The following is a 23655-nucleotide window of genomic DNA, read 5'->3' as shown; positions in this document are numbered from 1 at the left end:
GTCGACGGTCGGGCGCCCCTCGGCGTATGTGTTCCCGATTGCTACTGGCCCCAGGTGTTGCCCTGGACTCCGCCGTTCTGGCCCAGGCCGCGGTTGGCCAGGTAGCCGCCGGAGGAGATGAAGTCGACGGGCGGCAACATCTCGCTGGGCTGGACCACCACGTAGCCCTCGCCCATGAAGGCCATGTTCCAGCCCTCGCCGGTGCCCCGGCGGCGTCGGTAGATGCGCGCCGAGTTGGTCTGCGCCTGCATGCTGATCGACAACCGGGTGCTCCACGCGATCACCGCGTCGGCGTCCGCGAACACCTCGGTGCCCTGGGTGACCCGCATGATCAGCGGCTTGCCCGAGGTCATCAGCGCGATCTTGCCGTTGCCGGTGATGTCCAGGTTGTAGGAGCCCGCGCCGGCGACCGACTGCGCGCTCTCGATCGCCACCACGTTCCAGCTCAGCGAGCTGTCCAGGGCCAGCACGTACTCGCCGTCCACGGTCAGGCCCTCGAAGTCGAGGTCGAGCACGTGGATCGACTGGGCCATGTTGGCCAGCCACATGGTGCCGGTGCCGTGGGCGCGCATCAGGTTGAGCTGTTCACCGGTGGCCGCGGCGGCCTGGCGTTCGGCGCCGGAGCGCATGTTGCCGTCGAAGTCGATCGCGCCCTGGTAGGCGACCATCGAGCCGACCCGGGCCAGGCAGTGGTCGGGCAGCCCGTTGCCGAGCTGGACCTTGAGCATGTGCGGGTTCTGCAGACTGAACCGCTCGGGCGTCTGCACGGGCGCATGGCCGAAAAGCGAGCTTTGCACGGTATTCCTCCTTCGCTCGCGGTCAGCCGCGCACGTGGAAACGGTCGGTGGCGTCCTCGGCCGGCTGCACGACGACGAAGCCGTTGCCCTTGAAGGACACCTGCATCGCCTCGCCGGAACCGCGCCCCACGATGCCGCCGAGCCGCATCGAGCGCTTGGTGCCCACCTTGAGGCTGGTGCTCCACGCGACGAGGGCGTCCGGGTCGACGTAGGTCTCGCGTTCGGACGGGTTGAGGACGACCGGCGTGCCGCGCGTGGTGATCGCGACCCAGCCCTGGCCGGACAGCTCCATGTTGAACAGGCCGTTGCCGCTGAACTTCGCGGTGACCCCGCTCACCATCTTGATCCGGTGTTCCAGGTTCTCGTCGAACGCGAGGATGTTGCTCGCGTTCACCGACAGCCCCTCGTTCGGGTTGAGCTGCATGATGGCCACGTCCGCGCCGTAGTCGGCGAAGTAGATGTCGCCCTGGCCGGTGCACTTCATCAGTTGCATGCGCTCGCCGGTGAGGCCGCTGGTCATCCGGCGCTGCATGCCCTGGCCGTGGCCCTCGAAGCGGATGTAACCCTCGTAGGCGATCATCGCGCCCTGCTTGGCCAACACGCCCGGCGCGCCGGGCTGGATGTTGACCCGACAGATCTTGTTGCCGTGCGCGCTCATCCGAGCCTGGGGTGCGGTCTGCCCGTACGCGGCGATCAGTTGCTGATCCATGTTCCCCTCACACCTCGTAGGGCTGGACGACGATGAAGTTGTTGCCGCCCGGCGGGCAGCGGAACTGCAGGTTGACCGTCTCGCCGCTGTGGCCGGGGAAGGCGGTCCTGCGCAGCCGCATCTGGGTCGTGGTGGAGACGTCCATGTCGGTCCACGCCACGATCGCGTTGCTGTCCGCGAAGGTCGGGCCCTGCACCGGGAGCACCAGCGGGATGCCCTGGGTCTTGATCACGATCGTGCCCTGGCCGCTGAAGGTCTGCGCGAACAGCGCGCCGCCGGGGATGCCCACGCCCTCGACCCGGGCCGGCTCCATGGTCAGGCCCTCGTCGAAGGCGAGCACGTTGGCCACGTTGACGAACAGCTTGGTGCCCTGGAGCTCGACCAGGTGCAGGTGCGCGGCGTCCTCGGCGAAGAACACCTCGCCGTTGCCCTCGCAGCGCATCAGTTCGAGCGACTGGCCGGTCTGCCGGTTGTCGAAGCGGCTGCGCAGGGTCTGGCCCTGGAACTTGAACTTCACGTCGCCCTGGTAGGCCACCATCACGCCCTGGCGGGCGATCACCTTGCCGCCGGAGACGTCGACCCGGACCATCTTGGCGTTCTGCTGGGTCCAGCGACCGCCGGCGGGCACCTCGCGGTACTGCTCGACGCCGTACTGGAAGGCCGGCTCGGCCGAGGCCACGCCGACACCCTGCATGCCCTGCGGCGGGGCCGGCGGGCCGCCGGGCACCGGCATCTGGAGCGTGGGCTGCATCTGGCCGGGCTGACCGACACCGGGATAGCCGCCGGGGCCCGCGGGCGGCGGGTAGCCGGCGGGGCCGGCCGGCGGTGGGTAGCCACCGGGCTGACCCATGCCGGGCGGCGCGGGCGGCGCCATGTGGCCCTGGTGCGGGGTCTGGTTCGGGTAGCCGCCGGGGCCGGGCGGACCGGGCGGTGGCGGGTAGCCTCCCGGCGCGCCGTGCGGCGGTGTGCCCTGGGGCTGGTTGTACTGCGGCGGGCCGGGCGGCGGCGGATACCCGCCGGGGGCGCCGTGCGGCGGCGTGCCGGGCTCGTTGTACTGCGGCGGGAGGGGCGGACCGCCCTGCATCGAACCGACCGGTTGCGGCGCGCCGGGCGGCGGGCCGAAGTTCGGCGCGGGAGCGGGCGGCGGCGGACCGCCCCCGGGCGGCCCGAACGAGGGCGCGGGCTGCTGCGACGGAATCCCGCCGCCGGGCGGGGCGAAGCCCGGGGCACCGCCGGGCGGCACGGGGGCCGGCGTCGGAGCCTCGTCCGGCTCGTCCTCGGCGACCTCGCCGCCGAAGTTCTCCAGGAGTGCGCGCAGCCCGCCGTCGAAGCCCTGTCCGACGGCGGAGAACCGCCAGACGTCCTTCTTGTAGATGTCCGCGATCATCACGGCGCGCTCGGTGCTGAACTCGCGCCCGGTGAACGCGTAGCGCGCGACCTCCTGGCCGCCCGCCACGATCCGCAGGTAGCCGGAGGCGACCTGGGACATCACGCCGTCGCCGTCGATGGTCGCGGTGAACGCGAGCTTGTTGACGTTCGGCGGGACCCGGTCCAGCGTCACGCGGAAGGACTCGGTGTCACCGGCCTGCGCGCCCAGGAGCTGGATCGATTCCTCGGGCGACTTGGGCTGGTTGAAGAAGATGAAGTACCGATCGTCGGACAATCGCTCACCGGCGTCCAACCCGAAGCACGCGATGTCGAACGTCAGCCCGGGACTGTCCAGATGTACCCCGACATACAGATCGGTCCCCGCGGTCAGGTCGGACAGCTTCGACTTCTGTCCCTTCCTGAACTCGACCACTGTGTGGCTCCCTTCCCCGCTTTTCCGCCGCCGGCGGTGCGGGCGCCCACCACCTGGGTCCCCGCCGCGCACGGCACGCTACAACATCGGATCCGCCCCGGTCCGGGTACGGCAAAACGCCCGGCGGCAGTCTCGTGCTTGCGACGAGCGATTGCCCGCGACCGGTTCCCGGCTGTGTACGCGCCTCACGCTATACGCCCGAATCCGGCACCGCGACGACTCTCGCGCGCCGGATCCGGGTCAGCCTCGGGGCTTGCGGGCGGTGCGATCGCGCGTTGTCCCGGCGCGCGTACCGTCCGCAGCGGCGGTGCCCTTGCGGGCCGCTCGACCCCCTGCCGCGGCGGCTCGGCCGCGGGCCGGCGGAGCCGGTTCCGGCACCGCCGACTTCGGGGTGCCGGGTGCGGCGTCCACATCGTCCTTGTCGTCGCTCATCGCGAGTCCGCTCGCGGCGGCGACACCCTCCAGATATCCCCGCGCGCGTTCGGTGCGCGGATATGCGGCGAGCAGCGTCCAAAAACGCGGTCCGTGGCCGGGCACCAGCAAATGCGCCAACTCGTGCAGCAATACATAGTCGACGACATACGTCGGCATGCCGCGCAGCCGGGTGGAGAGCCGGATCGTGCCGTCGATCGGAGTGCACGAACCCCAGCGGGTGTTCTGGTTGCCCACCCAGCGCACGCTCGCGGGCCGGGCCCGGCCGTCCAGATAGCGGGCGGACAGCTCCAGTGCCCGCGCGGCGAGATCCTCGTCACTGGGCCGCCGGCGCCGCTCCTGCGCGGCCAGGCGCTCCAGCATCACGCCGACCCAGCGTTTCTCCTCGGTCTGCGTCATCCGGCCGGGAAGCAGGACCACGGTCCGATCCCCGTCCCGGTAGGCCGACACGGTTCGTCTCCGTCGGGCGCTGCGACGCACCTCGACGGCACCCTGGTAGGGGGCTCCGGACAGCATGTCGTGTCCGGCCCCGGGATCCGCGACCATAACCAGGACGTTAACCGACGGCACCGACAGGGCGCCGCCGCTTCGGGCCGGCCGGGGGATATTCGACACCGCTTGTCGCGGGCATAAGCACTATTCGTTCGATTATTCCCATTCCATTCTTCTCGGCCTAATATTTCCAAATAGCATATTCATACGCGGGCTGTGGACGACGAAATACCCGGCGTTTTGCGGGCGGGCACGCTGGGACCGGCCGAGTCGCCCCGCGCGCCCGGTCGCCGTCCCCGTTCCCGGTGTACCGCTCCTTCGGAGGCCCTCTCATGCGCCCGCTCCTCAAGCCCGCCCTGCGTCGGTTGTGGCGCGATCGACAGACCCTGCAACTGGGCCTGGATCCGCGCCGGGCCGTGCTGGTGGGCGGTCTGGACCCGACCACCACCCGCTTCGTCGAGCAGTTGGACGGCACCCGGGATCTGGAGCGCACCTGGGAGCTGGCCGAACGGGTCGGCCTCGCTCGCCCGCACGCCGAGGCGGTGCTGGACCTGCTGGCCCGCGAGGGTGTGCTGGAGGACGCCTCCGGGCGGCCCACCCCGGTGCCCGCGCTGCCCCACGAGCGCGCCCGGCTGGGTCCGGACCTGACCTCGCTCGCGCTACTGCACGGCAGCGGCGAGGCGGGCCTGGCCGCGCTCGACCGACGCGCCCGCGCGGTGGTGGCGGTGCACGGCGCCGGTCGGATCGGCGCCGCGGTGGCCGGCCTGCTCGCCGCCGCCGGGGTGGGTCACGTGGTGCCCGCCGACCGCCGTCCGGTGCGCCCGGGAGACGCCGGACCGGTGGCGTTCGGCTGGGACGACGAGCGCCCGCGCCGGGAGACCACCGTACGGGCCGCGCTGCGTCGCTCCGCCCCGGGAGTGCGCTGCGCGCTGCCCGCCGGGCGCGGCACGCCCGACGTCGCGGTGCTCGTCCCGGAGGGTCGCCCGGATCCGGAACCGGGCGCCCGCCTGATCCGGCAGCGGGTCCCGCACCTGTACGCGGACATCCGCGAGACCACCGGGGTGATCGGGCCGTTCGTGCTGGTGGGCCGGTCGGCGTGTGGGCGCTGCCTGGATCTGGCCCGCAGCGACCGCGATCCGGGCTGGCCGCGCCTGCTGGCCCAGCTCGCGGCGGCGCCCGGCCCCGGCGAGGCCCCGTGCGACGTGGTGCTCGCCACCGAGGTCGCGGCCCGGGCGGCCCTTCAGGTGCTCACCTTCCTCGACGGCGCGCTGCCCACCACCGTGGACGGCACCGTGGAGATCGAGCTGCCGGACGGCCTGACCCGGCGCCGGAGCTGGTCGCCACACGCCCGCTGCGACTGCCGCGCCACCCACGCGGCGCAAGAGGTGGGCCCCATCACACATGCCGCATCGCCGAGTCGGACACAATGGGTCGCGTGAGCGATCTTCCGCGTAGGGCCGTGACCCGCACCGCCAAGCTCGCCTCCCTCCCGCTGGGGGTGGCCGGCCGGGCGACACTGGGCCTGGGCAGGCGTATCGGCGGCAGACCGGCCGAGATCGTCGCCGCCGAACTGCAACAGCGCACCGCCCAGCAGCTCTTCAAGGTGCTCGGCGAGCTGAAGGGCGGCGCGATGAAGCTCGGGCAGGCCCTGTCGGTGTTCGAGGCCGCGCTGCCCGAGGAGGTGGCCGGGCCCTACCGCTCGGCGCTGACCAAACTCCAGGACGCGGCGCCGCCGATGCCCGCGCGTACCGTGCACAAGGCGCTCGCGGAGAATCTCGGCGCGGACTGGCGTTCGCTCTTCGAGGAGTTCTCCGAGAGCCCCGCGGCGGCCGCGTCGATCGGCCAGGTGCACCGGGCGGTCTGGCACGACGGCCGCACGGTCGCGGTCAAGATCCAATACCCCGGGGCCGGCGACGCGCTGATCTCCGACCTGAACCAGCTTGGGCACGTCGCGCGCTTCGCCGGCGCGCTGATCCCGGGCATCGACGTCAAACCGCTGATCGCCGAGCTCAAGGCCCGGGTGGCCGAGGAACTGGACTACCAGCTCGAGGCCGAGGCGCAGACCGCGCACGCGGTGGAGTTCGACGGCGACCCGGACATCTTCGTGCCGCACGTGGTGCACCAGACCGAGCGGGTGCTGATCACCGAGTGGATGGACGGCAAACCACTGTCCCAGGTGATCGACAAGGGCAGCCAGGAAGAGCGCGACCGGGCCGGGCACATGCTCAGCCGGTTCCTGTTCTCCGGGCCCGCCCGCACCGGCATGCTGCACGCCGACTCGCACCCCGGCAACTTCCGGCTGCTGGACGACGGGCGCCTGGGCGTCCTGGACTTCGGCACGGTCAACCGGTTGCCCGAGGGGCTGCCCGAGCCGATCGGCCTGGCGTTTCGACTCGCGCTGGAGGGCGACGCGGACAGCGTCATGCAGGTGTTGCGCACCGAGGGCTTCGTCAAGCCGTCGATCAAGCTCGACGCCGCCGAAGTCCTGGACTACCTGCTGCCGTTCCTGGAGCCGGCCGAGGCCGAGGAGTTCACCTTCACCCGGGCCTGGATGCGCGAGCAGGGCGCGCGGATCGGCGACCCGCGCAATCCGGCGTCCGCGCTGGCCCGCCAGCTCAACCTGCCGCCGAGCTATCTGCTGATCCACCGGGTCACGTTGAGCACGATCGGCGTGCTGTGTCAGCTCGGCGCGACCGCGCCGTTCCGCGACGAACTGGCCACCTGGCTGCCCGGGTTCGTCGACGAGGACTACGAGGCCGAGGAATTCGACTTCTCCATCGAGGACATCGAGGAGATCGAAGAGGTGGAGGACGCGGAGGAGATCGACAACTCCGAGGACACCGCCGGGCGTTAGAGCCCGTCCGCGCCGCCGCGCACGCCGAAGGGCGGGCACCCCTCGAGGGGTGCCCGCCCTTCGGCGTGCCGCGTACCGGTCGGGCGACATCGGCGGCTTACATCACCGCGATGGCCAGCGCCCGGCGCGCGCGCATGGAGGCGACCTCCGCCCGACGACGCATCCTGCGCGCCATCCGGACGTGGTACGCCCTGCGTTGGAGCTCCGCTTCACGGAGCTGTTGATCCATCTGAGCCCTCGCGAGGGCTTCGTTGATGAGATGCAACTCCCTGCTCCTGTCATTGGGCAAAACGGCGTTCGTGTCGTGAATGTGCTTCATGGGTTCCTGCGCGTACGTGGTGTGTCGGGTGCTCGTGCGTCGGGGTCCCGCCGGCGGGGTCACGCGGCGACCTCCGTCTTGCGCGGACGGCCACGGGGACGCTTGCGGGCGACGACGACGCCCTGCACGAAGAGCTCGCCACCCCAGACACCCCAGGGCTCGCGGCGCTCGAGCGCGCCCTGCAGGCACATCTCACGCACGGGGCACTCGCGGCACAGGGCCTTCGCGTACTCGACGTCCTCGGGGGACTCGGCGAAGAAGACCTCCGGGTCGTAGGAACGGCAGGGGATCGTCGACTCGAGCTGCTCGACGTCCTCGAAAGCGGTAAGGGTCATCAGGTCTACCTCCGATGTCGCTGTGGCTGTGCTGCCGGGTGCGGGGGGTTTGCCGTGGGGCACGTGGTGCTCCTGTGATTCGTGGGACTCATGTCCCCGGTGGTCGCTACTCGGTGCTGCTGACAGCCGACAAAAGACAAGGGCCGCGGATCCCGGTGTTCGGGATTCCGCGGCCCTGGAGGGTGCCGACCTGACGTTACGTCAGGTCCTGTTCCTCCAGGACGGATACCCGTTGTTACCGGCAAAGGCCGCCATGGTCATTCCACTGGCCTGCTGCGATTCCTGCGTCTGCGCCTGCTCGCAAGCCGCCGCGTTCGACGGTCGCTCGTTGCGACGCGTCGCCGCTGCCTGCTCGCCTTGCCACGGACCCTCGGCGCTGCCCGCCAGACCGACGAGACCTGAGGCACCCGCGACTGCGGACGCACCACTGCCGTTGCCGCGCAGTCGCGCGGAGGCGGTGATCAGGGCATCGGTCCCGGCATAGGACAGATCCGTGGGGAGCCCGGCCAGGCCGGACTTGGGCAGGGAGAGATCGGCATGCGACAGCTTGGCGGAGCCCACCGACACCACGACCGAAGCGGCGGTGAACGCCTGACGCTGGGCTTTCAAGTTCCTGGTAATCACGACGTTCACCTCCTTTCGAGAGGGTTCGGGGAACACCGCAGGGGTGTTTCCAGGTTTCATGGACGAGCACGGTCGAACGTTCCGACCGTGCTCGTGAGCGTAGATGCGGTTCGGAGCGAGACGCAAACGATTTATTGCATGGTCCTCGTCACTCGAGGGAAACCCCTCGGATCTCACTCCCCGGCAGGAGCATCCTCGTCCTCCGGGATGTGCCCGAAGTCCTCCGGCGCGGGCTCGATCGCGAGGTCGTTACCGGCACACAGCGCGAGCACGTCGTCACCGAATCGCTCCAGCTTGGTTCGGCTCACCCCCGGGATCGCGGCCAGTTGCCGCTCGTTGAGCGGCCGGGTCTCGGCGATCGCGGTCAACGTCGCGTCGGTGAAGACGACGAACGCCGGCTGGCTCTGCTCCTGTGCCCGCCCCTGCCGCCACACGATCAACTGCTCGAGGAGGAACTCGTCGACGTCCGAGGGGCAGTCCAGGCAGCGTCCGATCTTGCGCTCGGCGGCGTCCTGGAGCGCCCGGGCGCACACCCGGCAGCGCACCGGGCCCACCTTGCGCCGGGGCCGGACCGTACCGTCCGGGCCGCGGGCCGGTGAACGGAACGCGTCGGGCAGCGCGGAGCCCGTGCCGCGCGAGCCGTCCGCGCCGCGCAGGCCGTCGAGGAACCGGGACGCCTTGCGGCCTCGGCCGCCCGGAGTGCGGGCCAGGGACCAGGACAGGGTCAGCCGCTCGCGCGCCCGGGTCACCCCGACGTAGAGCAGCCGGCGCTCCTCCTCGATCTTGTCCGGGGTGTCCGCGTAGGCGATCGGCATCATCCCCTCGTTGAGGCCGACCAGGAACACCGCGTCCCACTCCAGGCCTTTGGCCGCGTGCAGCGACGCGAGGGTGACGCCCTCGACCGTCGGCGCGTGTTGCGCGCTCGCCCGCTCGGCCAACTCCGCGGTGAAGTCGCGCAGCGTCGCCTCCGGCCGCTTGACCTCGAACTCCTCGGCGAGCCGCAGCAGCGCGGCCACCGATTCCCATTTCTCCCGGGCCTGGCCGGATCCGGCGGGCGGCTGCGCGCTCCACCCGGTGTTCCCCAGCACCGCGCGCACCTCGCCCGCGAGCGGGCCGCGCTCGGCCTCGGGCCCGCCGGAGATGGCGTGCGCGCGCAGGAAGCCCATCGCCTGCCGGACCTCCGCCCGCTCGAAGAACCGTTCGGCGCCCTTGAGCAGGTACGCCACCGACTGATCGGCCAGCGCCTGTTCGTAGGACTCGGACTGCGAGTTGGTACGGAACAGCACGGCGATCTCGGCGGGCCGCACGCCCTCGTCGATCAGCGCGCGGATCTGCTTCGCGGTGCTCTCCGCCTCGGCCTGCTCGTCGGCGTGCTCGACGAAGCGCGGCGCCGGGCCCTCGCCGCGCTGCGAGATCAGCTTCAGCCGGTGCTTGGCGGCCTCGCCCGTGGCGTGCGCGAGCAGCCGGTTGGCCAGGCCCACCACCTGCGGCGTGGAGCGGTAGTCGCGGACCAGCTCGACCACCTCCGCGTCCGGGTAGCGGCGGCGGAAGTCGAGCAGGTAGGCGGGTGTGGCGCCGGTGAACGAGTAGATGGTCTGGCTCGCGTCGCCGACCACGCACAGGCTGCGCGCCTCGTTCGCCCACAGGTCGAGCAGCCGCTGCTGGAGCGGGTTGACGTCCTGGTACTCGTCCACGGTGAAGTGCCGGTACTGCGCCTGGACCGCCTCGCGCACCTCGGGGCGCTCGTCGAGCAGGCCGATGGTCAGCAGCAGCGCGTCCTCGAAGTCCATCAGGCCCTTGCCGGACTTGATCTTCTCGTAGGCCGCGTAGACGTGGGCGATCTCGGCCGCCGCGCGCGGCGGTTTGCGGCCCGCCGCGAGCACCGCGCGCGGATAGTCGTCCGCCGCGGTCTGGGTGGCCTTGGCCCACTCGATCTCGCCGATGATGTCGCGCAGCTCGGCCCGATCAGCCCGCAGCCGGCAGTGCTGCACCGCGTCGCGGGCGAGCAGGAACTTGGTCTCCACCAGTTGCGGCGGGGCACCGCCGAACACTTTCGGCCAGAAGTACGAGAGCTGGCGCAGCGCCGCCGCGTGGAACGTGCGCGCCTGCACGCCGGGCACGCCCAGGTCGCGCAGCCGGCCGCGCATCTCCCCCGCGGCCCGCGCGGTGAAGGTGACCGCGAGCGTCTGGCCGGGCTGCATCGTGCCGGTCAGCACGCCGTAGGCGATGCGGTGGGTGATCGCGCGGGTCTTGCCGGTGCCCGCGCCCGCGAGCACGCACACGGCGCCGTCGACGGCCTTGGCCACCCGCCGCTGCTCGGGATCGAGCGCGTCCAGGACGTCGTCGGGGGAAGCGATCATCGGCCCATCCTCTCAGGCATCCCCTCGGCCCGAGGCCGCTTGTGCACAGCCCCCGGTGATCCGCACAGGTGTGGAATCAAACCGACCGCGCACATGTTGCCGATGTGGACAACCGTTCCCGGACCGGGCGAACACAAAGGAGTGCATGACGATGTCGGCCCCCGTGACGATGTACAGCACGACGTGGTGCGGCTACTGCCGCCGGCTCAAGAGCCAGATGGAGCGCGAGGGCATCGCCTACACCGAGGTGAACATCGAGCACGACCCCAAGGCCGCCGACTTCGTGATGAGCGTGAACGGCGGCAACCAGACCGTGCCGACGCTGGTCATCCTGCCGCCCGACGGCGGGGCACCGCTGTGGACCGCGACCAACCCGAGCCTGGCCCAGGTCAAGGCCGCCGTCGCGGAGCTCGCCGCCTGAACCCGGGCGAGCCGTACCCCCGCGTGGCGGCGGCCCGCGACGGATTCCCGTCGCGGGCCGCCGCACGTGCGGGCCGGGACTACCAGTGGTTGTCCTCGTCCAGCGCCTCGCCGTACCACTTCTCGATCAGGTGGCGGGCAATCGACAACGCCCCGGGCAGGACCACCTCGCCCGTGCCGACCGCCTCCTTGAGCTGCGCCCGCGAGTACCAGTACGCCTCGGAGATCTCCTCGCCGTCCACCCGCACCCTCTCGTCCACCGCGTAGGCGAAGAAGCCCAGCATCAGGCTGGACGGGAACGGCCAGGGCTGGCTGGCGAGGTACTCCGTGGACGCGGTACGCACGCCGACCTCCTCGTGCAGTTCGCGCGCGACGGCCTGTTCGAGCGACTCGCCGGGCTCGACGAAGCCGGCGAAGGTGGAGAACCGCTTGTCCGGCCAGCTCGCCTGCCGGCCGAGCAGGCACCGGTCGTCCCGGTCCAGCACCAGCATGATCACCGCCGGGTCGGTGCGCGGGTAGTGCTCGGCCCCGCAGGCCGGACAGCGCCGCACGTGCCCGGCCGCGGCGATCTCGGTCGGCTGCCCGCAGCGCGCGCAGAACGTGTGGGTGCGGTGCCAGTGGTGCAGGCCGGTCGCGTGCACGAGCAGTCCCGCGTCCCGGTCGTCCAGGAGCGTGCCGAGTTCGCGCAGGGTGCCCTCGCGCACTCCCGCCGCGGGCTCGGCCAACTCCCCCACCGAGACCGCGAAGTAGCACACACCGGCCGCGTCGACGCCGAGCAGGTAACGCTCGCCCTCCGGCGCGTGTGCCGGATCGACCAGGACTAGGTGCGGCGCGCCCGTGTCGCCCGACCAGTGCGCCCGGCCCTGTCCCAGGACCAGCACGCGCGTCTCGGGCGCGCGCCAGGCCCGGTCCAACCACCCCTGGTCCAGGCGGTGTTCGGCCGCCCGGTCGAGGGCGGATCGGGCCAGTGCCTGCCCGGCGACAGGCTTGGGGTGGATCAACTGACGTCCCTCCCGGATCGTGCTTCGTGCCAGGTCGCCGCGAGGTCCTCCCAGAGGTGCGCGGCGGCCTCCGCGCCCTTGAGGAGCAGCGGCTTCTCCACCTTCTCATCGACCGAATGCCAGCCGTCGTCGGGCAGCGAGACGCCGAGGAAGACCACCGGCGCGCCCAGCACCTCCTGGAGGTCCGCCTCGGGTCCGGAGCCGCCCTCGCGGGTGTACAGGATCTCGGTGTCGAACGCGCGGCCGAGCGCGCGGACCACCGAGCGCAGCGCGGGATGGTCCAGCGGGGTCAGGCACGGCCGGACGCCGGTGCCGAAGTCGAGTTCGCAGCGGATCCCGGCGGGCAGCCGCTCGGCCACCCACGCGCGCACGACCTGCTCGATCCGCTCCGGGTCCTGGCGGTCCACCAGCCGGAAGGAGATCTTCGCGTGCGCGGAGGCGGGCACGATGGTCTTGCGGCCGGGGCCGGTGTAGCCGCCCCAGATGCCGTTGACCTCGGCGGTGGGGCGTGCCCACACCCGCTCCAGTGTGCTGTAGCCGGCCTCGCCGCTCGCCGCGGCGGACTTCGCGTTGCCCAGCCAGGCGGCCTCGTCGAACGGCAGTTTGGCGAACAACTCCCGCTCGCGGTCCGTGAGTTCGCCGACGCCTTCGTAGAAGCCCGGGATCGCGACGTGGCCGTCCTCGTCGTGCAGCGCGGCGATCAGCCGGGCCAGTGCGGTTGCCGGGTTGGGCACCGCGCCGCCGAACGAGCCGGAGTGGATGTCCGAGGTGGGACCGAAGAGGTCGATCTGCATCTCGGCCAGGCCGCGCATGCCGGTGCAGGTGCTGGGCGTGTCCGCGCCCCACATGCCGGTGTCCGAGACCACCACGACGTCGCACGCCAGGCGGTCCCGGCGCCCGCGCAGCAGCGCCGGCAGGTGCTCCGAGCCGGACTCCTCCTCGCCCTCGACGATCAGCTTGAGGTTGACCGCGGGCGTGTCCCGCCCGGTCGCGGCCAGGTGCGCGCGCACGCCGAGCAGGTGGAAGAGCACCTGACCCTTGTCGTCGGCCGCGCCGCGCGCGTACAGCCGATCGCCCACGTCGGTCGGCTCGAACGGCGGCGTACTCCACCCGTCCGCGAGCGCCGCGGGCTGCACGTCGTGGTGCCCGTAGACCAGCACGGTGGGCGCGTCCGGGTCGGCGCAGGGCCACTCGGCGAACACGGCCGGCAGCCCGGACGTCTCCCACACCTCGACGGTGGGGAAACCGGCGTCGCGCAACGCGCCGCCCAGCCACCACGCGCTGCGCTCGACGTCGGCCGCCGCGGCCGGGTCGCCGGAGATCGACGGGATGGCCAGCCAGGTGCGCAGATCGGCGAAGAAGTCGGCGGCGTGCGCGTGCACATAGGCGGAGATGTCGCGGTCGGGGATGCTCATGGATTCGACCATATGCCCGCCGCCCGGGCGGGTGGCACCGGGCGCCGGCGCGCCGATCGCCGCACGCTCCGCACCCGGTGGGGTTACCGTCGGGCGATGACCACGTTGCGTGTCGCGACCTTCAATCTGCTGCACGGCATGGACCTGGCCGACGGCGAATCCGACCCGGAGCGGCTGCGCGCCGCGCTGGCCGATCTCGACGCGGACATCGTGGCCCTCCAGGAGGTCGACCGGCATCAGGAGCGCTCGGGCGGCGCGGACCAGGCGGCGATCGCGGCCGAGGCGCTGGGCATGTCGCAGTGGCGCTTTCTGGCCTCGGTGCACGGTGTGCCGGCGCCCGTGTCGGGCTGGACCGAGGACGATCCGGTGCCGGGCGAGCGTCGGGTGTACACGGCGGACGAGCGGGGCGAGGGCGGCCCCGGGTACGGCATCGCGCTGTTGTCCCGGCTGCCGGTGTCGCGCTGGCGGGTCCGGCGTTTCCCGGCCGCGCCGCTGAGCCTGCCGCTGCGGGTGCAGGGCCGGCCCGGCCTGACCCGCGTGCCGGACGAACCCCGCGGGGTGCTCGCGGCGGTCGTGGAGGGCCCGCACGGACCGTTCACGGTGCTCGCGGCGCACCTGTCCTTCGTGCCCGGCTGGAACATCTCCCAGCTCGCCCGGATCCGCCGCTCCACCGCCGACCTGCCCGGTCCGCAGTTGCTGCTCGGCGACTTCAACCTGCCCGGGCGCATCCCGCAGGCGGTGGTGGGTCGGCGCGGTCGCGGCGCGGGGGCGGGAGCCGTGCGCTGGCGGTCGCTGGCCCGGGTGCCCACGTATCCCTCGTATCACCCCAGGGTCCAGTTCGACCACGTGCTCGGACACGGAATCGGTCCCGAGGCGGTGCGCCGCACCGAGGCGGTCCGGCTGGGCGTCTCGGACCACTGCGCACTGGTGGTGGAGGTGAACGTGGGGTGAGCGCGCCGGGGGTTCAGGCGCTCAGGCGCGCCCCGCGCAGCCCGTCCTGCCGGGCGAGCACGGGCCGGTAGCGCAGGAGCACCATCGCCGCGTCGTCCTGGAGCGGGTGGCCCACGTGCCGCTGCACGTCCGCCTCCAGCCGGTCCAGGGTGTCCTCGACGCCGGGCAGGCTGTCGGGGGCGCGGTCGGGCAGCGGGTAGAACTCGCCGGCCGCGTTGCGCGCCTCGATGATCCCGTCGGTGTACAGCAGCAGCCGGTCCTCGGGCAGCAACGGCACGCGCAGCACCGGCAGGTCCGACTCGCGCAGGTCCAGGATGCCCAGCGGCGGCGTCGGGGCCGGCGGGTCCAGCGCCTGCGCGTGCCCGGCACGCAGCAGCAGCGGCGCGGGGTGGCCGCAGTTGAGGATGTCCACACACGCGGCATCGCTCGGGAAGCCGAGCAGGATCAGCGTGACGAACTCCTCGTCGTCCTCGCCGAGCCGACGCTCCAGGCTCGCCGAGAGCCGCCGCGCCACGCCCGGCAGGTCCGGCTCCTCGTACGCCGCCTCGCGGAACGCGCTGAGCACCGCGGCGGCGGTACGCACCGCGCCCAGCCCCTTGCCGCGCACATCGCCGATGGCCACCCGGACACCGAACGGCGTGGGCACCACCTCGTACAGGTCGCCGCCGATCCGCGCCTCGGCCGCCGCCGCGCGGTAGCGCACACCGACGGTGAGCGAGCCCATGGACCGGGGCACCTGGGGCAGCAGCACCTCCTGGGCCGCCTCGGCGACGCTGCGCACCTCCTCGATGGTGCGTTCCTGGCGCATGCGCACATGTACACCGGCCCACGCGGTCGCGGTCACCAGCGCGATCGACACGAGCGTGATGAACGGCTCGCCGCCGCCTCGGCCCTGGCCGAGCGCGGTCAGCGCCACCGCCACCACGGCCGCCACCGCCCCGGTGATCAGTGGTCCGCGCGGGGCCGTCTGGGTGAGTCCGGACAGCGCGGGCGCGACCGCGAGCAGCGGCCCCACGTGCACGTTCTCCGGCGTAGCGGCGGCCAGCACCACCACCGCGAAGATCACCAGGAACGACAGCAGGCGCAGGACCAGGCCGATCACCGGCAGCAGGGGGCGATCACCCGCGACGCCGACAAGCCGCAGTGCCCGTCTCGTCTGTGCTGTTCCGCGCACCGGTGCCGTATCCCGTCCCGTTCGAAGTTCGCCGTACTGCCGATCCTCATAAACCATACGAGTGTCGGAAACCGGCTGCATCGGGCCCATCGTCACCCGACCGGGGTTTCCTCCGGATCAAGAACCCTGGCCCGGGCCCGGTTCGTCACCTTCCGTGAACAACTGTTCCAGTTCGTCTCGTCCGGGCAATCCCTTGGGCCGGACGAGTTCCCCGGTGCGCACGTACAAGAACGCGGCCGAGACCTCCTCGATCGGCACGTCGGCGTATTCGGCCCAGGCCAACCGGTAGACCGCGAGCTGGAGCGGGTCCGCGTTCTGCACCCGGTTGGTCTTCCAGTCGACCACCTCGAACCCCGTGCCCTCGCGATAGACCGCGTCGATCCGGCCGCGCACGATCCGGCCGCCGAGGAAGAGCTGGAAGGGCGCCTCCACCCGGTACGGGGCGCGCTGCGCGTAGGGCGTGCGCAGGAACGCCTCCTGGAGCGCGAGCAGGTCCGCCTCGTCGGTGATCTCCTCGTCGGCCGCGCCGGGCAGGTCGTCCGGTTCCAGCAGCGGGCGCTCGCCGAACAACGACTCGACCCACGCGTGGAAGCGGGTGCCGCGGCGGGCCGCGGGGGCGGGCGGGCGCGGCATCGGCCGGGCCAGTTCGCGCGCGAGGCCGTCCGGGTCGTTGGACAGGCGCAACATCTGGGACGCGGACAACGTCGCGGGCAGCGGCACCTCGCGCACCCCGGATCGGCCGCGGCGCAGTTCCTCGGCCAGCCGGACCAGGTCGCGGTCCCACGACTCGATCAGGGCCAGCTCGTCCGGGGTGGGCTCGAACCGGGCGGCGGCGCCGGTCTCGGGGCCCTCGACCGCCGGGTGCCCGGCGCGTACCTCGTCGGTGTGCTCGCGGGAGTCGTCGTGGTCGCGCGAGGGCAGGTCGCGGGCGGGCGGTCCGGGGTCGTCCTCCGGGGGCGGCGCCTCGTGCTCCGGGTCCGGTGGGATGTGGGCGTCGTAGACCTCGACCGGCACCCGCTCGTCGTCGGCCGGGCCCGGGGCGACGGTGAACTCGGGCTCGGGTTCGATCCGAGGCTCGGACTCGGACTCGGACTCGGACTCGGGCTCGACCGACGGGTGCTGCATCGCGTGGTCGACCCGTCGGGCGGCCTCGCGCCGGGCGAGTTCGGCGAGCACCGCGTCGGCCGCCCGGCGGCGCTCCACCAGCGCGGTCGGGTCCAGCGGCAGCGGCCAGGCGTGTTCGAGGGTGTCCGCCAGATACGGGTTGACCGGCTCGGCGGGTTCGGGCGTCCACACCTCGACGGTGCCGTTGCCGGCCCGGCAGTGTTCGCGGAGCCGGGTGAGGAACGCCGACGGACCGCGCGGCTTCTTCTGGGTCGGCCCCCACCAGTGGCCGGACGCGATCAGCAGTTGTTTGGGGCGGGTGAAGGTCACGTAGCCCAGGCGCAGCTCCTCGGTCGCCTGGTGCTCGCGCATCGCGGCGTCGAACGCCTTGAAGCCCTTGGGCGTCAGGTCCGGCAACACCGCGAGCGCGTCCGCGTCGCCGCGCAGCGGATGCGGCAGCGCCTTGCCGTTGGTGATCCACTTGGTCTGCGTACGCACACTCGGGAAGACGCCCTCGATCAACCCGGGGACCACCACCACCTCCCACTCCAGGCCCTTGGACTTGTGCGCGGTGAGCACCTTCACCGAGTCGCCGGCCGTGGGCAGGCTGCCGTCCAGCCCCTTGTCGTGTTCGGCGGCGGTGCGCAGGAAGGCCAGGAACGCGGTGAGCGAGGGGTCGCCGTCCAGGTCGGCGAAGCCCGCCGCAACATCCAGGAACGCGTGCAGCGTCTCCCGGCGGCGCGCGGCCAGTGCGCCGGGCGACGCGGACAGTTCGACCTCCAGGCCGGTACCGGCCAGCACCCGGTGCAGCAGGTCCATCAGCGGCTCGCCCAGGTGCCGGCGCAGGTCGCGGATCTCGGTGGCGACCCGGGCGAACCGGCGGCGCGCCTCGGCCGAGAAGGGGTGGTGCTCGCCGGGGTCGGCGAGCGCGTCGGAGAGCGAGACCACCTCGGTGGGGTCGATCCCGGCCACCGCCTCCTCCAGGCGCGCGTCCGCGTCGTCGGCGCCGGCCCGATCGACGCGGACCAGTTCGGCGGCCCGGCGACCGAGCAGGGCCAGGTCGCGCGGCCCGATCCGCCAGCGCGGCCCGGCCAGCAGACGCACCAGCGCGGAGTTGGCGGTGGGGTCGTCGAGCACCTCGCACACGGCCACCAGATCGGCCACCTCGGGCAGGTGCAGCAGCCCGGACAGGCCCACCACCTCGACCGGGATGTCGCGGCGCACCAGCGCCGCGTGGATGTCCGCGAAGTCGGCCGCGGTGCGCGCGAGCACGGCGACGTCGCCGGGGGTGATCGGGTCGCCGTTCTTGTCCAGGACGGTGCCGATCGCGGTACCGATCCGGTCCGCGAGCCAGTCGATCTCCGCACGGTGGGTGGGCAGCAGCGCCGCGACGGCCCACCCCTCGTGCTCGGCGCCGGGGCCCGGGCGCAGCGCCTCCACGCCGCTCTCGGGGGTGCGCAACGGCTCGGAGAGGTCGTTGGCGAAGGCCAGGATCCGGCCGCCGCTACGCCGATTCTCGGACAGCGCGTAGCGGGCCGCGGGGGTGCCGTCGCGCTGCGGGAAGTGCATCGGGAAGTCGTGGATGTTGGCGACCGAGGCACCGCGCCAGCCGTAGATCGCCTGGCACGGGTCACCCACCGCGGTCACCGGGTGGCCGTGCCCGAACAGCCCCTGCAGCAGCACGCGTTGGGCCACCGAGGTGTCCTGGTACTCGTCCAGGAGCACGACCTTGTAGGTGTCGCGCAGGATCTCGCCGACCTCGGGCCGCTCGCCGGCGATCCTGGCCGCGTAGGCGATCTGGTCGCCGAAGTCGAGCAGGTCGCGGCCGCTCTTGGCGTGGGCGTACGCGTCGACCAGGCGGGTCAGGTCGAGCCGGTTGCGCGCGGCGTCGGCGGCCTTGCGCGCGGCGGCGGAGGGCTTCGCGGCGGCCTCGACGTCGGCGACGAAGGCCCGGTCCCACTCCTGGAGCCGGTGGACGGGCACCAGGTGCTCGGCGAGTTCGCCGCCCAAATGCAGGACGGAGGCCACCACGTCGGGCAGCCGGCCGGTCAGCGTGGGGAACGGGCCCCGCGCGGTGCGCGCGGCCCGGGCGGCGAGCTGATAGCGCGTCGCGTCGGCGAGCAACCGGGCGGAGGGTTCCAGGCCGATCCGCAGCCCGTGCTCCTGGAGCAGCCGGCCGGCGAACGCGTGATACGTGGACACGGTGGGCTCGCCGGCGTCCTCGTCGGCCGGGATCTCGCCGCCGCGCAGTTGCCCGATCGCCTTGCGCACGCGCTGCGCCAGCTCACCGGCGGCCTTGTTGGTGAAGGTGAGGCCGAGCACCTGGTCGGGACGCACCGCACCGGTGCCCACCAGCCACACCACCCGCGCGGTCATCACCGTGGTCTTGCCGGATCCGGCCCCGGCCACGATCACCCCGGGGCTCAGCGGCGCGAGCACCGCGTCGAGCTGCTCCGGTGTGAAGGGGATCCCCAGAAGACGACACAGGTCGTCCGGGTCGGTCAGTACGGCGTGCACCGGAGGAAGACTAGCCCCGCACGGCGACAGGAGCGGTCGCGGTACGGGGCCGGTGTCCGGGCGCGGCGCCCGATCACGCGTCCTTGAATTGGCCCTTCAGTTCTTCCTTGGTGATCGACTCGGCCGGCGCGGTGGGCTCGCACTTGCTCTTGCCCTTGGTGAACTTCACCGACATGTCGCCGTCGCCCTCGGACTTGGCCAGGTAGGGGTAGGGCTTGCCCTTCTCCCGCACATAGACGGTGGTCGTGACGCCGTCCTCGTCCTTCTTGCTGAGCGGGATCACCTTCACGCCGTCGATCTTGACCGGCTCGCCCTTGCTCACCCCGTCGGTGGAGCCGTCGAAGAAGTCGGCCATGCTGCCGGGGCCGCCGTCCTCGTCGTCCACCGGGGTCTTGACCCACTTGCCGGACACCACGGCCACGGCCCGATCCAGGACCGCGGCCGGGACGGTGTCGCTCATCGACTTCTTCCAGAAGGCCGAGTCGGCCTTCATGTACTGGTCCTTGCCGACGATGATCATCTCGACCGGGTCGCCGTCGATGACCATCCTGCCCTGCACGTCCGCGCCGTTGCGGATGCACAGGTCCCATTCGATCCTGGTCTCCTCGTCCCGACCACCACCGACCATCTTGTAGTCGGCGACGGACTCGAGCAGCCGCTGCGCCTCGTCGGCCAACGTCTTGGCGTCGGTTCCGGCGTTCGACTTCGCCTCCGAACCGCCACAGGCGGTCAGCCCGGCGAAGGCGACAGCGACGACGGGGACGATCGCAAACATACGTGCAGTGCGCACGAAACTCCTTGACTCGGGGACCGGAGGGGCCTGCGCACGAGTATGGCCATGGCAAAGAAAGCATGATCAACCGCCCCGATACGTACGGCTTCACGGGGAAATGCCGACAGGCGGATGCGTCGGAACCGGCCACACCGGCTAGTCGACCGTCATCCGTCCCTCCGGACGCGCGCTGCAACACTTGCGGAAATCGCACATGTCGCAGTGCGAACCCGTGCTGGGGGTGAACCGCTCGCCGATGATCCGGCCGGCCACGTCCGCCAGCAACCCGCCCACCCACGTCCCGCCGTCCGGTCCGGGCAGCGGCGGGTCCTGGGCCAGCACCAGCGGCTGCTCGGCGTCGCCCTTCTCCGGCGTGCGCAACTGGATCAACTCGGCACCGCCGGAGGCCGGTCGCCCGCCCTCGAAACCGGGCAGATCGTCGAGCGCGCCGGCCGCGACCGCGACCTGGTACACCGCGAGTTGCGGGTGGTCCTCGATCTCGGTGCGCGTCGGCGGCCGACGCCCGGTCTTGAAGTCGACCACGTACGCGAGGCCGTCCTCGCCGCGCTCGACCCGGTCCATCGAGCCCCGGATGACCACCCGGTACTCGCCCGCGGTCAGCTCGACCTCGAAGCCGTGCTCGGTGGCCGCGACCACCCGGTGCCGTTCGTGGGTGTGCCAGGACAAAAACCGCTCCAGCGCCGTCCGGGCCTCGTCCTTCTGCTGCTCGGACTGCCACGGCGCGTCGAACGCCAACGCGTCCCACACCCGGTCCAGCCGGTCCATCAGCACCGGCAACTCGGCCGCGGTCGCGCCGGTACCCACCTCGTCCGCGAGCGCGTGCACCACGTTGCCGAAGCCCAGCGCCGCCGAACGCGGCGAGTCCGCGTGCACCTCGCTGCCCAGAAACCAGCTCAGCGCGCAGTCGCGCACCTTGGCCACCGAACTGCCGGACAAGCGCACCGCGCCGTCCGGATCCCGGATCGGCACCCCCGGATCCGTCGGCGCCACCAGCCCCCACCACCGGTCCGGGTGCGCGGCCGGCACCAGCGGATGACCCTCGTCGTCGCGCAGGTCCGCGAGCGCGGCCAACCTCCGCGCGGCGGCCCGGCGCAGCACGGCGGGCGCCAGCGGATCCACCGCCGCCGACCGCAGCTCGGCCACCAGCGCCGAGGTGGACAGCGGACGCCGGGGCCGCTCCTTGACCTCCACCGGCGTGACCCCCAGCTCCTCCAGGAAGCGCGAGGGCTGGTCGCCGTCGTCGTAGCTGGAGTCGACCGCGGTCACCACCAGCCGCTCCTTCGCCCGGGTGACCGCGACGTAGAACAACCGCCGCTCCTCGGCGAGCAGCGCGCCCGGCGACAGCGGTTCGGCCAGGCCGTCCGAACCGATCCGGTCCGCCTCCAGCAGCGAACCCCGGCGACGCAGGTCCGGCCACAGCCCCTCCTGCACCCCGTGCACCACCACCAGGCGCCACTGCAGGCCCTTGGCCCGGTGCGCGGTCAGCAAGCGCACCGACTCGCCGCGCAGCGCGCTGTCGTCGAGCCGGTCGCCGGGGATCTGCTGGGCCTTGAGCTCGGCCAGGAAGTTCAGCGCGCCCCGATGGCCGGCCCGCTCCTCGGCCTTGGCGGCCACCTCGAACAGGGCCACCACCGCGTCCAGGTCGCGGTCCGCGTTGCGCCCGGCGGTACCGCCGCGCAACACCGCGCGCTCCAGCCGTCCGGGCCAGGGCGTGCCCTGCCACAGCTCCCACAGCGCGTCCTCGGTGCTGCCGCCGCCCGCGAGCACCTCGCGCGCCTTGCGGACGAGCATGCCCAGGCGCAACGCGCCGCCGCCGACCCGCTGCTCTATCCCGACCAGTTGCCCGGGCTCGGCCAGCGCGTCCCGGATCAGCTCGGCGGAGGGCCGGGTACTGGTCACCGAGGCGCCCGACGCGGCCCGCTCCTCGGCCCGCAGCGCCCGCCCGAGCAGCCGCAGATCGCCCGCGTCCAACCCCCCCAGCGGGGACTGCAACAACGCGCGCGCGGTCTCCGCGTCCAACACGTTCGGATCCGCCGCCACGTGCAGCGCGGTCAACAGCGGCGACACCGCCTGCTCGGCCGCGATCGGCAACTCGTCGCCGGCGATCTCCAGCGGCACCCCGGCGGCCGACAGCGCCCGCCGCAGACCCGGGATCGAACGCGCGCCCGAGCGCACCAGCACGGCCATCTCCCCCCACGGCACACCCTCCTCCAGGTGCGCGCGGCGCAGGATGTCGGCGATGTTGTCCAACTCCGCGCCGGGCGTGGGGTACGTGTACACCTCGACCCGGCTCGGATCCCGCTCACCCGACACCGACGGGATCAACTCGCGGTGCGCGCGCACCCGGTCGCCGGGCAGCCGGCTCAGCGGCATGCGCTGGGTGACCACCCGGGACGCGGCCAGCAGCCCGGCCGGCGCCCGGCGCGAGGTGCGCAGCACGACGATGTCCGCGGGCTCGCCGTCGGCACGCGGGAACCGGTGCGGGAAGTCGAGGATGCCGTTCACGTCCGCGCCGCGGAACGCGTAGATGGACTGGTCCGGGTCGCCCACCGCGATCAGGTCCCGCCCGTCCCCGGCCAGCGCCGCCAGCAGGCGCACCTGCGCCGGGTCGGTGTCCTGGTACTCGTCGACGAACACCGCCTTGTAGCGCCCGCGCAGGATCTCGGCGGTCTCCGGCCGCTCGGCGAGCAACACCGCGCGGTGCACCAGTTCGGCGTAGTCGACCACGCCCTGCGCGTCGATCACGTCCAGGTACTCGGCGAGGAAGTCGGCCGCGGCCCCCCAGTCCCGACGCCCGGTGTCCTTGGCGAACCGGGCCAACGCGTCCGGATCGAGCCCGAGTTCGCGGCTGCGCGCGATCACCGCACGCACCTCGTCGGCGAAGCCCCGGGTGCCCACCGCCGCACGCAGCTCGGCGGGCCAGCTCTGGCTGCCCTCCTCGACCCCGCCCGCGAGCAGTTCGCGCACGAACACGTCCTGCTCGGGACCGGTCAACAGGCGCAGCGGATAGCTGAACAACTCGGCCGGCTGGTGTTCGCGCACCAGTGCGTAGCAGAACGAGTGGAACGTGGTCGCGGTCGGCACCGCCGCGGTCCGCGCCCCGGCGGCGCGCAGCCGCGCGGTCAACCGGTCGCGCAACTCGCCCGCCGCCTTGCGACCGAAGGTCAGGACCAGGATCTCCTCCGGCCGGATCCCACGCGCCACCCGCTCGGCGACCGCCTCCACGAGCACCGTGGTCTTGCCCGTGCCGGGACCCGCGAGCACGAGCAGCGGCCCGCCGCGGTGCTCGACGACGGCACGCTGATAGTCGTCGGGTATCACGGGCGCGGGCGGGGCCACGGGGGTGCGCCGCAGGCGGTACGCCGGGGTCGGGGTGGTCATCTGGCCGAAAGTGCCTTCGGGTCGCCGTCGAATCCTGTGTCTGCACGGGCCGCGCCGTCGACAGGTCGGACAGCGGTCTCGGTCGCGGTGGGTCGGCCGCGCCCCGGTCGGCAGGGCGCGGCCGATGCCCATCAGATCACACCCGGCCCGCTCGCCCCGGGAGCACACAGGACTTC

At 72.5% G+C, this 23655-nt stretch carries 17 protein-coding genes and 1 pseudogene; 4 read left to right on the top strand and 14 right to left on the bottom strand.

The features are described 5' to 3' along the window. Positions 1-41: 41 nt before the first annotated feature. The 4 genes and pseudogenes from ACIRL2_RS06140 to ACIRL2_RS06125 all read right to left on the bottom strand — a co-directional run. Complete coding sequence (locus ACIRL2_RS06140; protein WP_395866272.1) at positions 42-797, bottom strand: AIM24 family protein; 756 nt, start codon at positions 795-797, stop codon at positions 42-44. A 22-nt stretch (positions 798-819) separates the two neighbouring features. Further along, positions 820-1506, bottom strand: coding sequence for an AIM24 family protein (locus ACIRL2_RS06135; RefSeq protein ID WP_395866274.1), 687 nt, complete (start codon positions 1504-1506; stop codon positions 820-822). A gap of 7 nt (positions 1507-1513) precedes the next feature. After that, on the bottom strand, positions 1514-3307 hold the full coding sequence (locus ACIRL2_RS06130) for a TerD family protein (protein ID WP_395866276.1): 1794 nt from the start codon (positions 3305-3307) through the stop codon (positions 1514-1516). 435 nt (positions 3308-3742) lie between these two features. Further along, a pseudogene (locus tag ACIRL2_RS06125) lies at positions 3743-4285 on the bottom strand (M48 family metallopeptidase); the annotation flags it as partial. 278 nt (positions 4286-4563) lie between these two features. On the opposite strand from ACIRL2_RS06125, the gene ACIRL2_RS06120 reads away from it, so the two are divergent. After that, positions 4564-5670: a ThiF family adenylyltransferase gene (locus ACIRL2_RS06120; protein WP_395866278.1), complete on the top strand. Its 1107-nt coding sequence runs from the start codon at positions 4564-4566 to the stop codon at positions 5668-5670. Continuing rightward, complete coding sequence (locus ACIRL2_RS06115; protein ID WP_402230478.1) at positions 5667-7085, top strand: ABC1 kinase family protein; 1419 nt, start codon at positions 5667-5669, stop codon at positions 7083-7085. The genes ACIRL2_RS06120 and ACIRL2_RS06115 overlap by 4 nt, the downstream gene beginning before the upstream one ends. Before the next feature lie 97 nt (positions 7086-7182). Here the strand turns inward: ACIRL2_RS06115 and ACIRL2_RS06110 are convergent, their stop codons facing one another. The 4 genes from ACIRL2_RS06110 to ACIRL2_RS06095 form a co-directional block, all read right to left on the bottom strand. After that, the gene (locus tag ACIRL2_RS06110) at positions 7183-7404 is read right to left on the bottom strand and encodes a hypothetical protein (RefSeq protein ID WP_355541032.1); all 222 of its coding nucleotides are present in this window, start codon (positions 7402-7404) and stop codon (positions 7183-7185) included. A 59-nt stretch (positions 7405-7463) separates the two neighbouring features. Further along, positions 7464-7802, bottom strand: a complete 339-nt coding sequence (locus ACIRL2_RS06105; RefSeq protein WP_026218651.1) for a WhiB family transcriptional regulator — start codon at positions 7800-7802, stop codon at positions 7464-7466. A 138-nt stretch (positions 7803-7940) separates the two neighbouring features. Next, positions 7941-8372 carry a hypothetical protein gene (locus ACIRL2_RS06100; protein WP_402230475.1) on the bottom strand — a complete coding sequence of 144 codons (432 nt, stop codon included), beginning with the start codon at positions 8370-8372 and terminating at the stop codon, positions 7941-7943. Positions 8373-8536: 164 nt separating this feature from the next. Beyond that, positions 8537-10723 (bottom strand): ATP-dependent DNA helicase UvrD2, encoded by a 2187-nt coding sequence (locus ACIRL2_RS06095; RefSeq protein WP_402230473.1) that lies wholly within the window; start codon positions 10721-10723, stop codon positions 8537-8539. Positions 10724-10874: 151 nt separating this feature from the next. On the opposite strand from ACIRL2_RS06095, the gene ACIRL2_RS06090 reads away from it, so the two are divergent. Then, the gene (locus ACIRL2_RS06090; RefSeq protein WP_395866285.1) at positions 10875-11144 is read left to right on the top strand and encodes a mycoredoxin; all 270 of its coding nucleotides are present in this window, start codon (positions 10875-10877) and stop codon (positions 11142-11144) included. Positions 11145-11223: 79 nt separating this feature from the next. Here the strand turns inward: ACIRL2_RS06090 and nudC are convergent, their stop codons facing one another. After that, a complete protein-coding gene (gene nudC / locus ACIRL2_RS06085) occupies positions 11224-12144 on the bottom strand; it encodes an NAD(+) diphosphatase (RefSeq protein ID WP_402230471.1) in 921 nt (306 codons plus the stop codon). Further along, positions 12141-13559, bottom strand: a complete 1419-nt coding sequence (locus ACIRL2_RS06080; RefSeq protein ID WP_395866289.1) for a dipeptidase — start codon at positions 13557-13559, stop codon at positions 12141-12143. The genes nudC and ACIRL2_RS06080 overlap by 4 nt, the downstream gene beginning before the upstream one ends. A gap of 96 nt (positions 13560-13655) precedes the next feature. Between ACIRL2_RS06080 and ACIRL2_RS06075 the strand changes: the two genes are divergently transcribed. After that, complete coding sequence (locus tag ACIRL2_RS06075; protein ID WP_395866291.1) at positions 13656-14510, top strand: endonuclease/exonuclease/phosphatase family protein; 855 nt, start codon at positions 13656-13658, stop codon at positions 14508-14510. A 13-nt stretch (positions 14511-14523) separates the two neighbouring features. Here the strand turns inward: ACIRL2_RS06075 and ACIRL2_RS06070 are convergent, their stop codons facing one another. The 4 genes from ACIRL2_RS06070 to ACIRL2_RS06055 all read right to left on the bottom strand — a co-directional run bounded on the left by ACIRL2_RS06070 (position 14524) and on the right by ACIRL2_RS06055 (position 23479). Then, a complete protein-coding gene (locus ACIRL2_RS06070) occupies positions 14524-15684 on the bottom strand; it encodes a PP2C family protein-serine/threonine phosphatase (protein ID WP_402230468.1) in 1161 nt (386 codons plus the stop codon). 117 nt (positions 15685-15801) lie between these two features. Further along, positions 15802-19305, bottom strand: a complete 3504-nt coding sequence (locus ACIRL2_RS06065) for a UvrD-helicase domain-containing protein (RefSeq protein ID WP_402230465.1) — start codon at positions 19303-19305, stop codon at positions 15802-15804. Positions 19306-19378: 73 nt separating this feature from the next. Further along, entirely contained in the window at positions 19379-20095 is a 717-nt protein-coding gene (locus ACIRL2_RS06060; protein ID WP_395866297.1) for a hypothetical protein, read from the bottom strand. 138 nt (positions 20096-20233) lie between these two features. Continuing rightward, positions 20234-23479 (bottom strand): ATP-dependent helicase, encoded by a 3246-nt coding sequence (locus ACIRL2_RS06055; RefSeq protein WP_402230463.1) that lies wholly within the window; start codon positions 23477-23479, stop codon positions 20234-20236. Positions 23480-23655 lie beyond the last annotated feature (176 nt).

The sequence above is a fragment of the Embleya sp. NPDC127516 genome, assembly GCF_044765325.1.
GTDB lineage: Bacteria > Actinomycetota > Actinomycetes > Streptomycetales > Streptomycetaceae > Embleya.
This window is presented reverse-complemented; position numbering and strand designations above follow the sequence as displayed.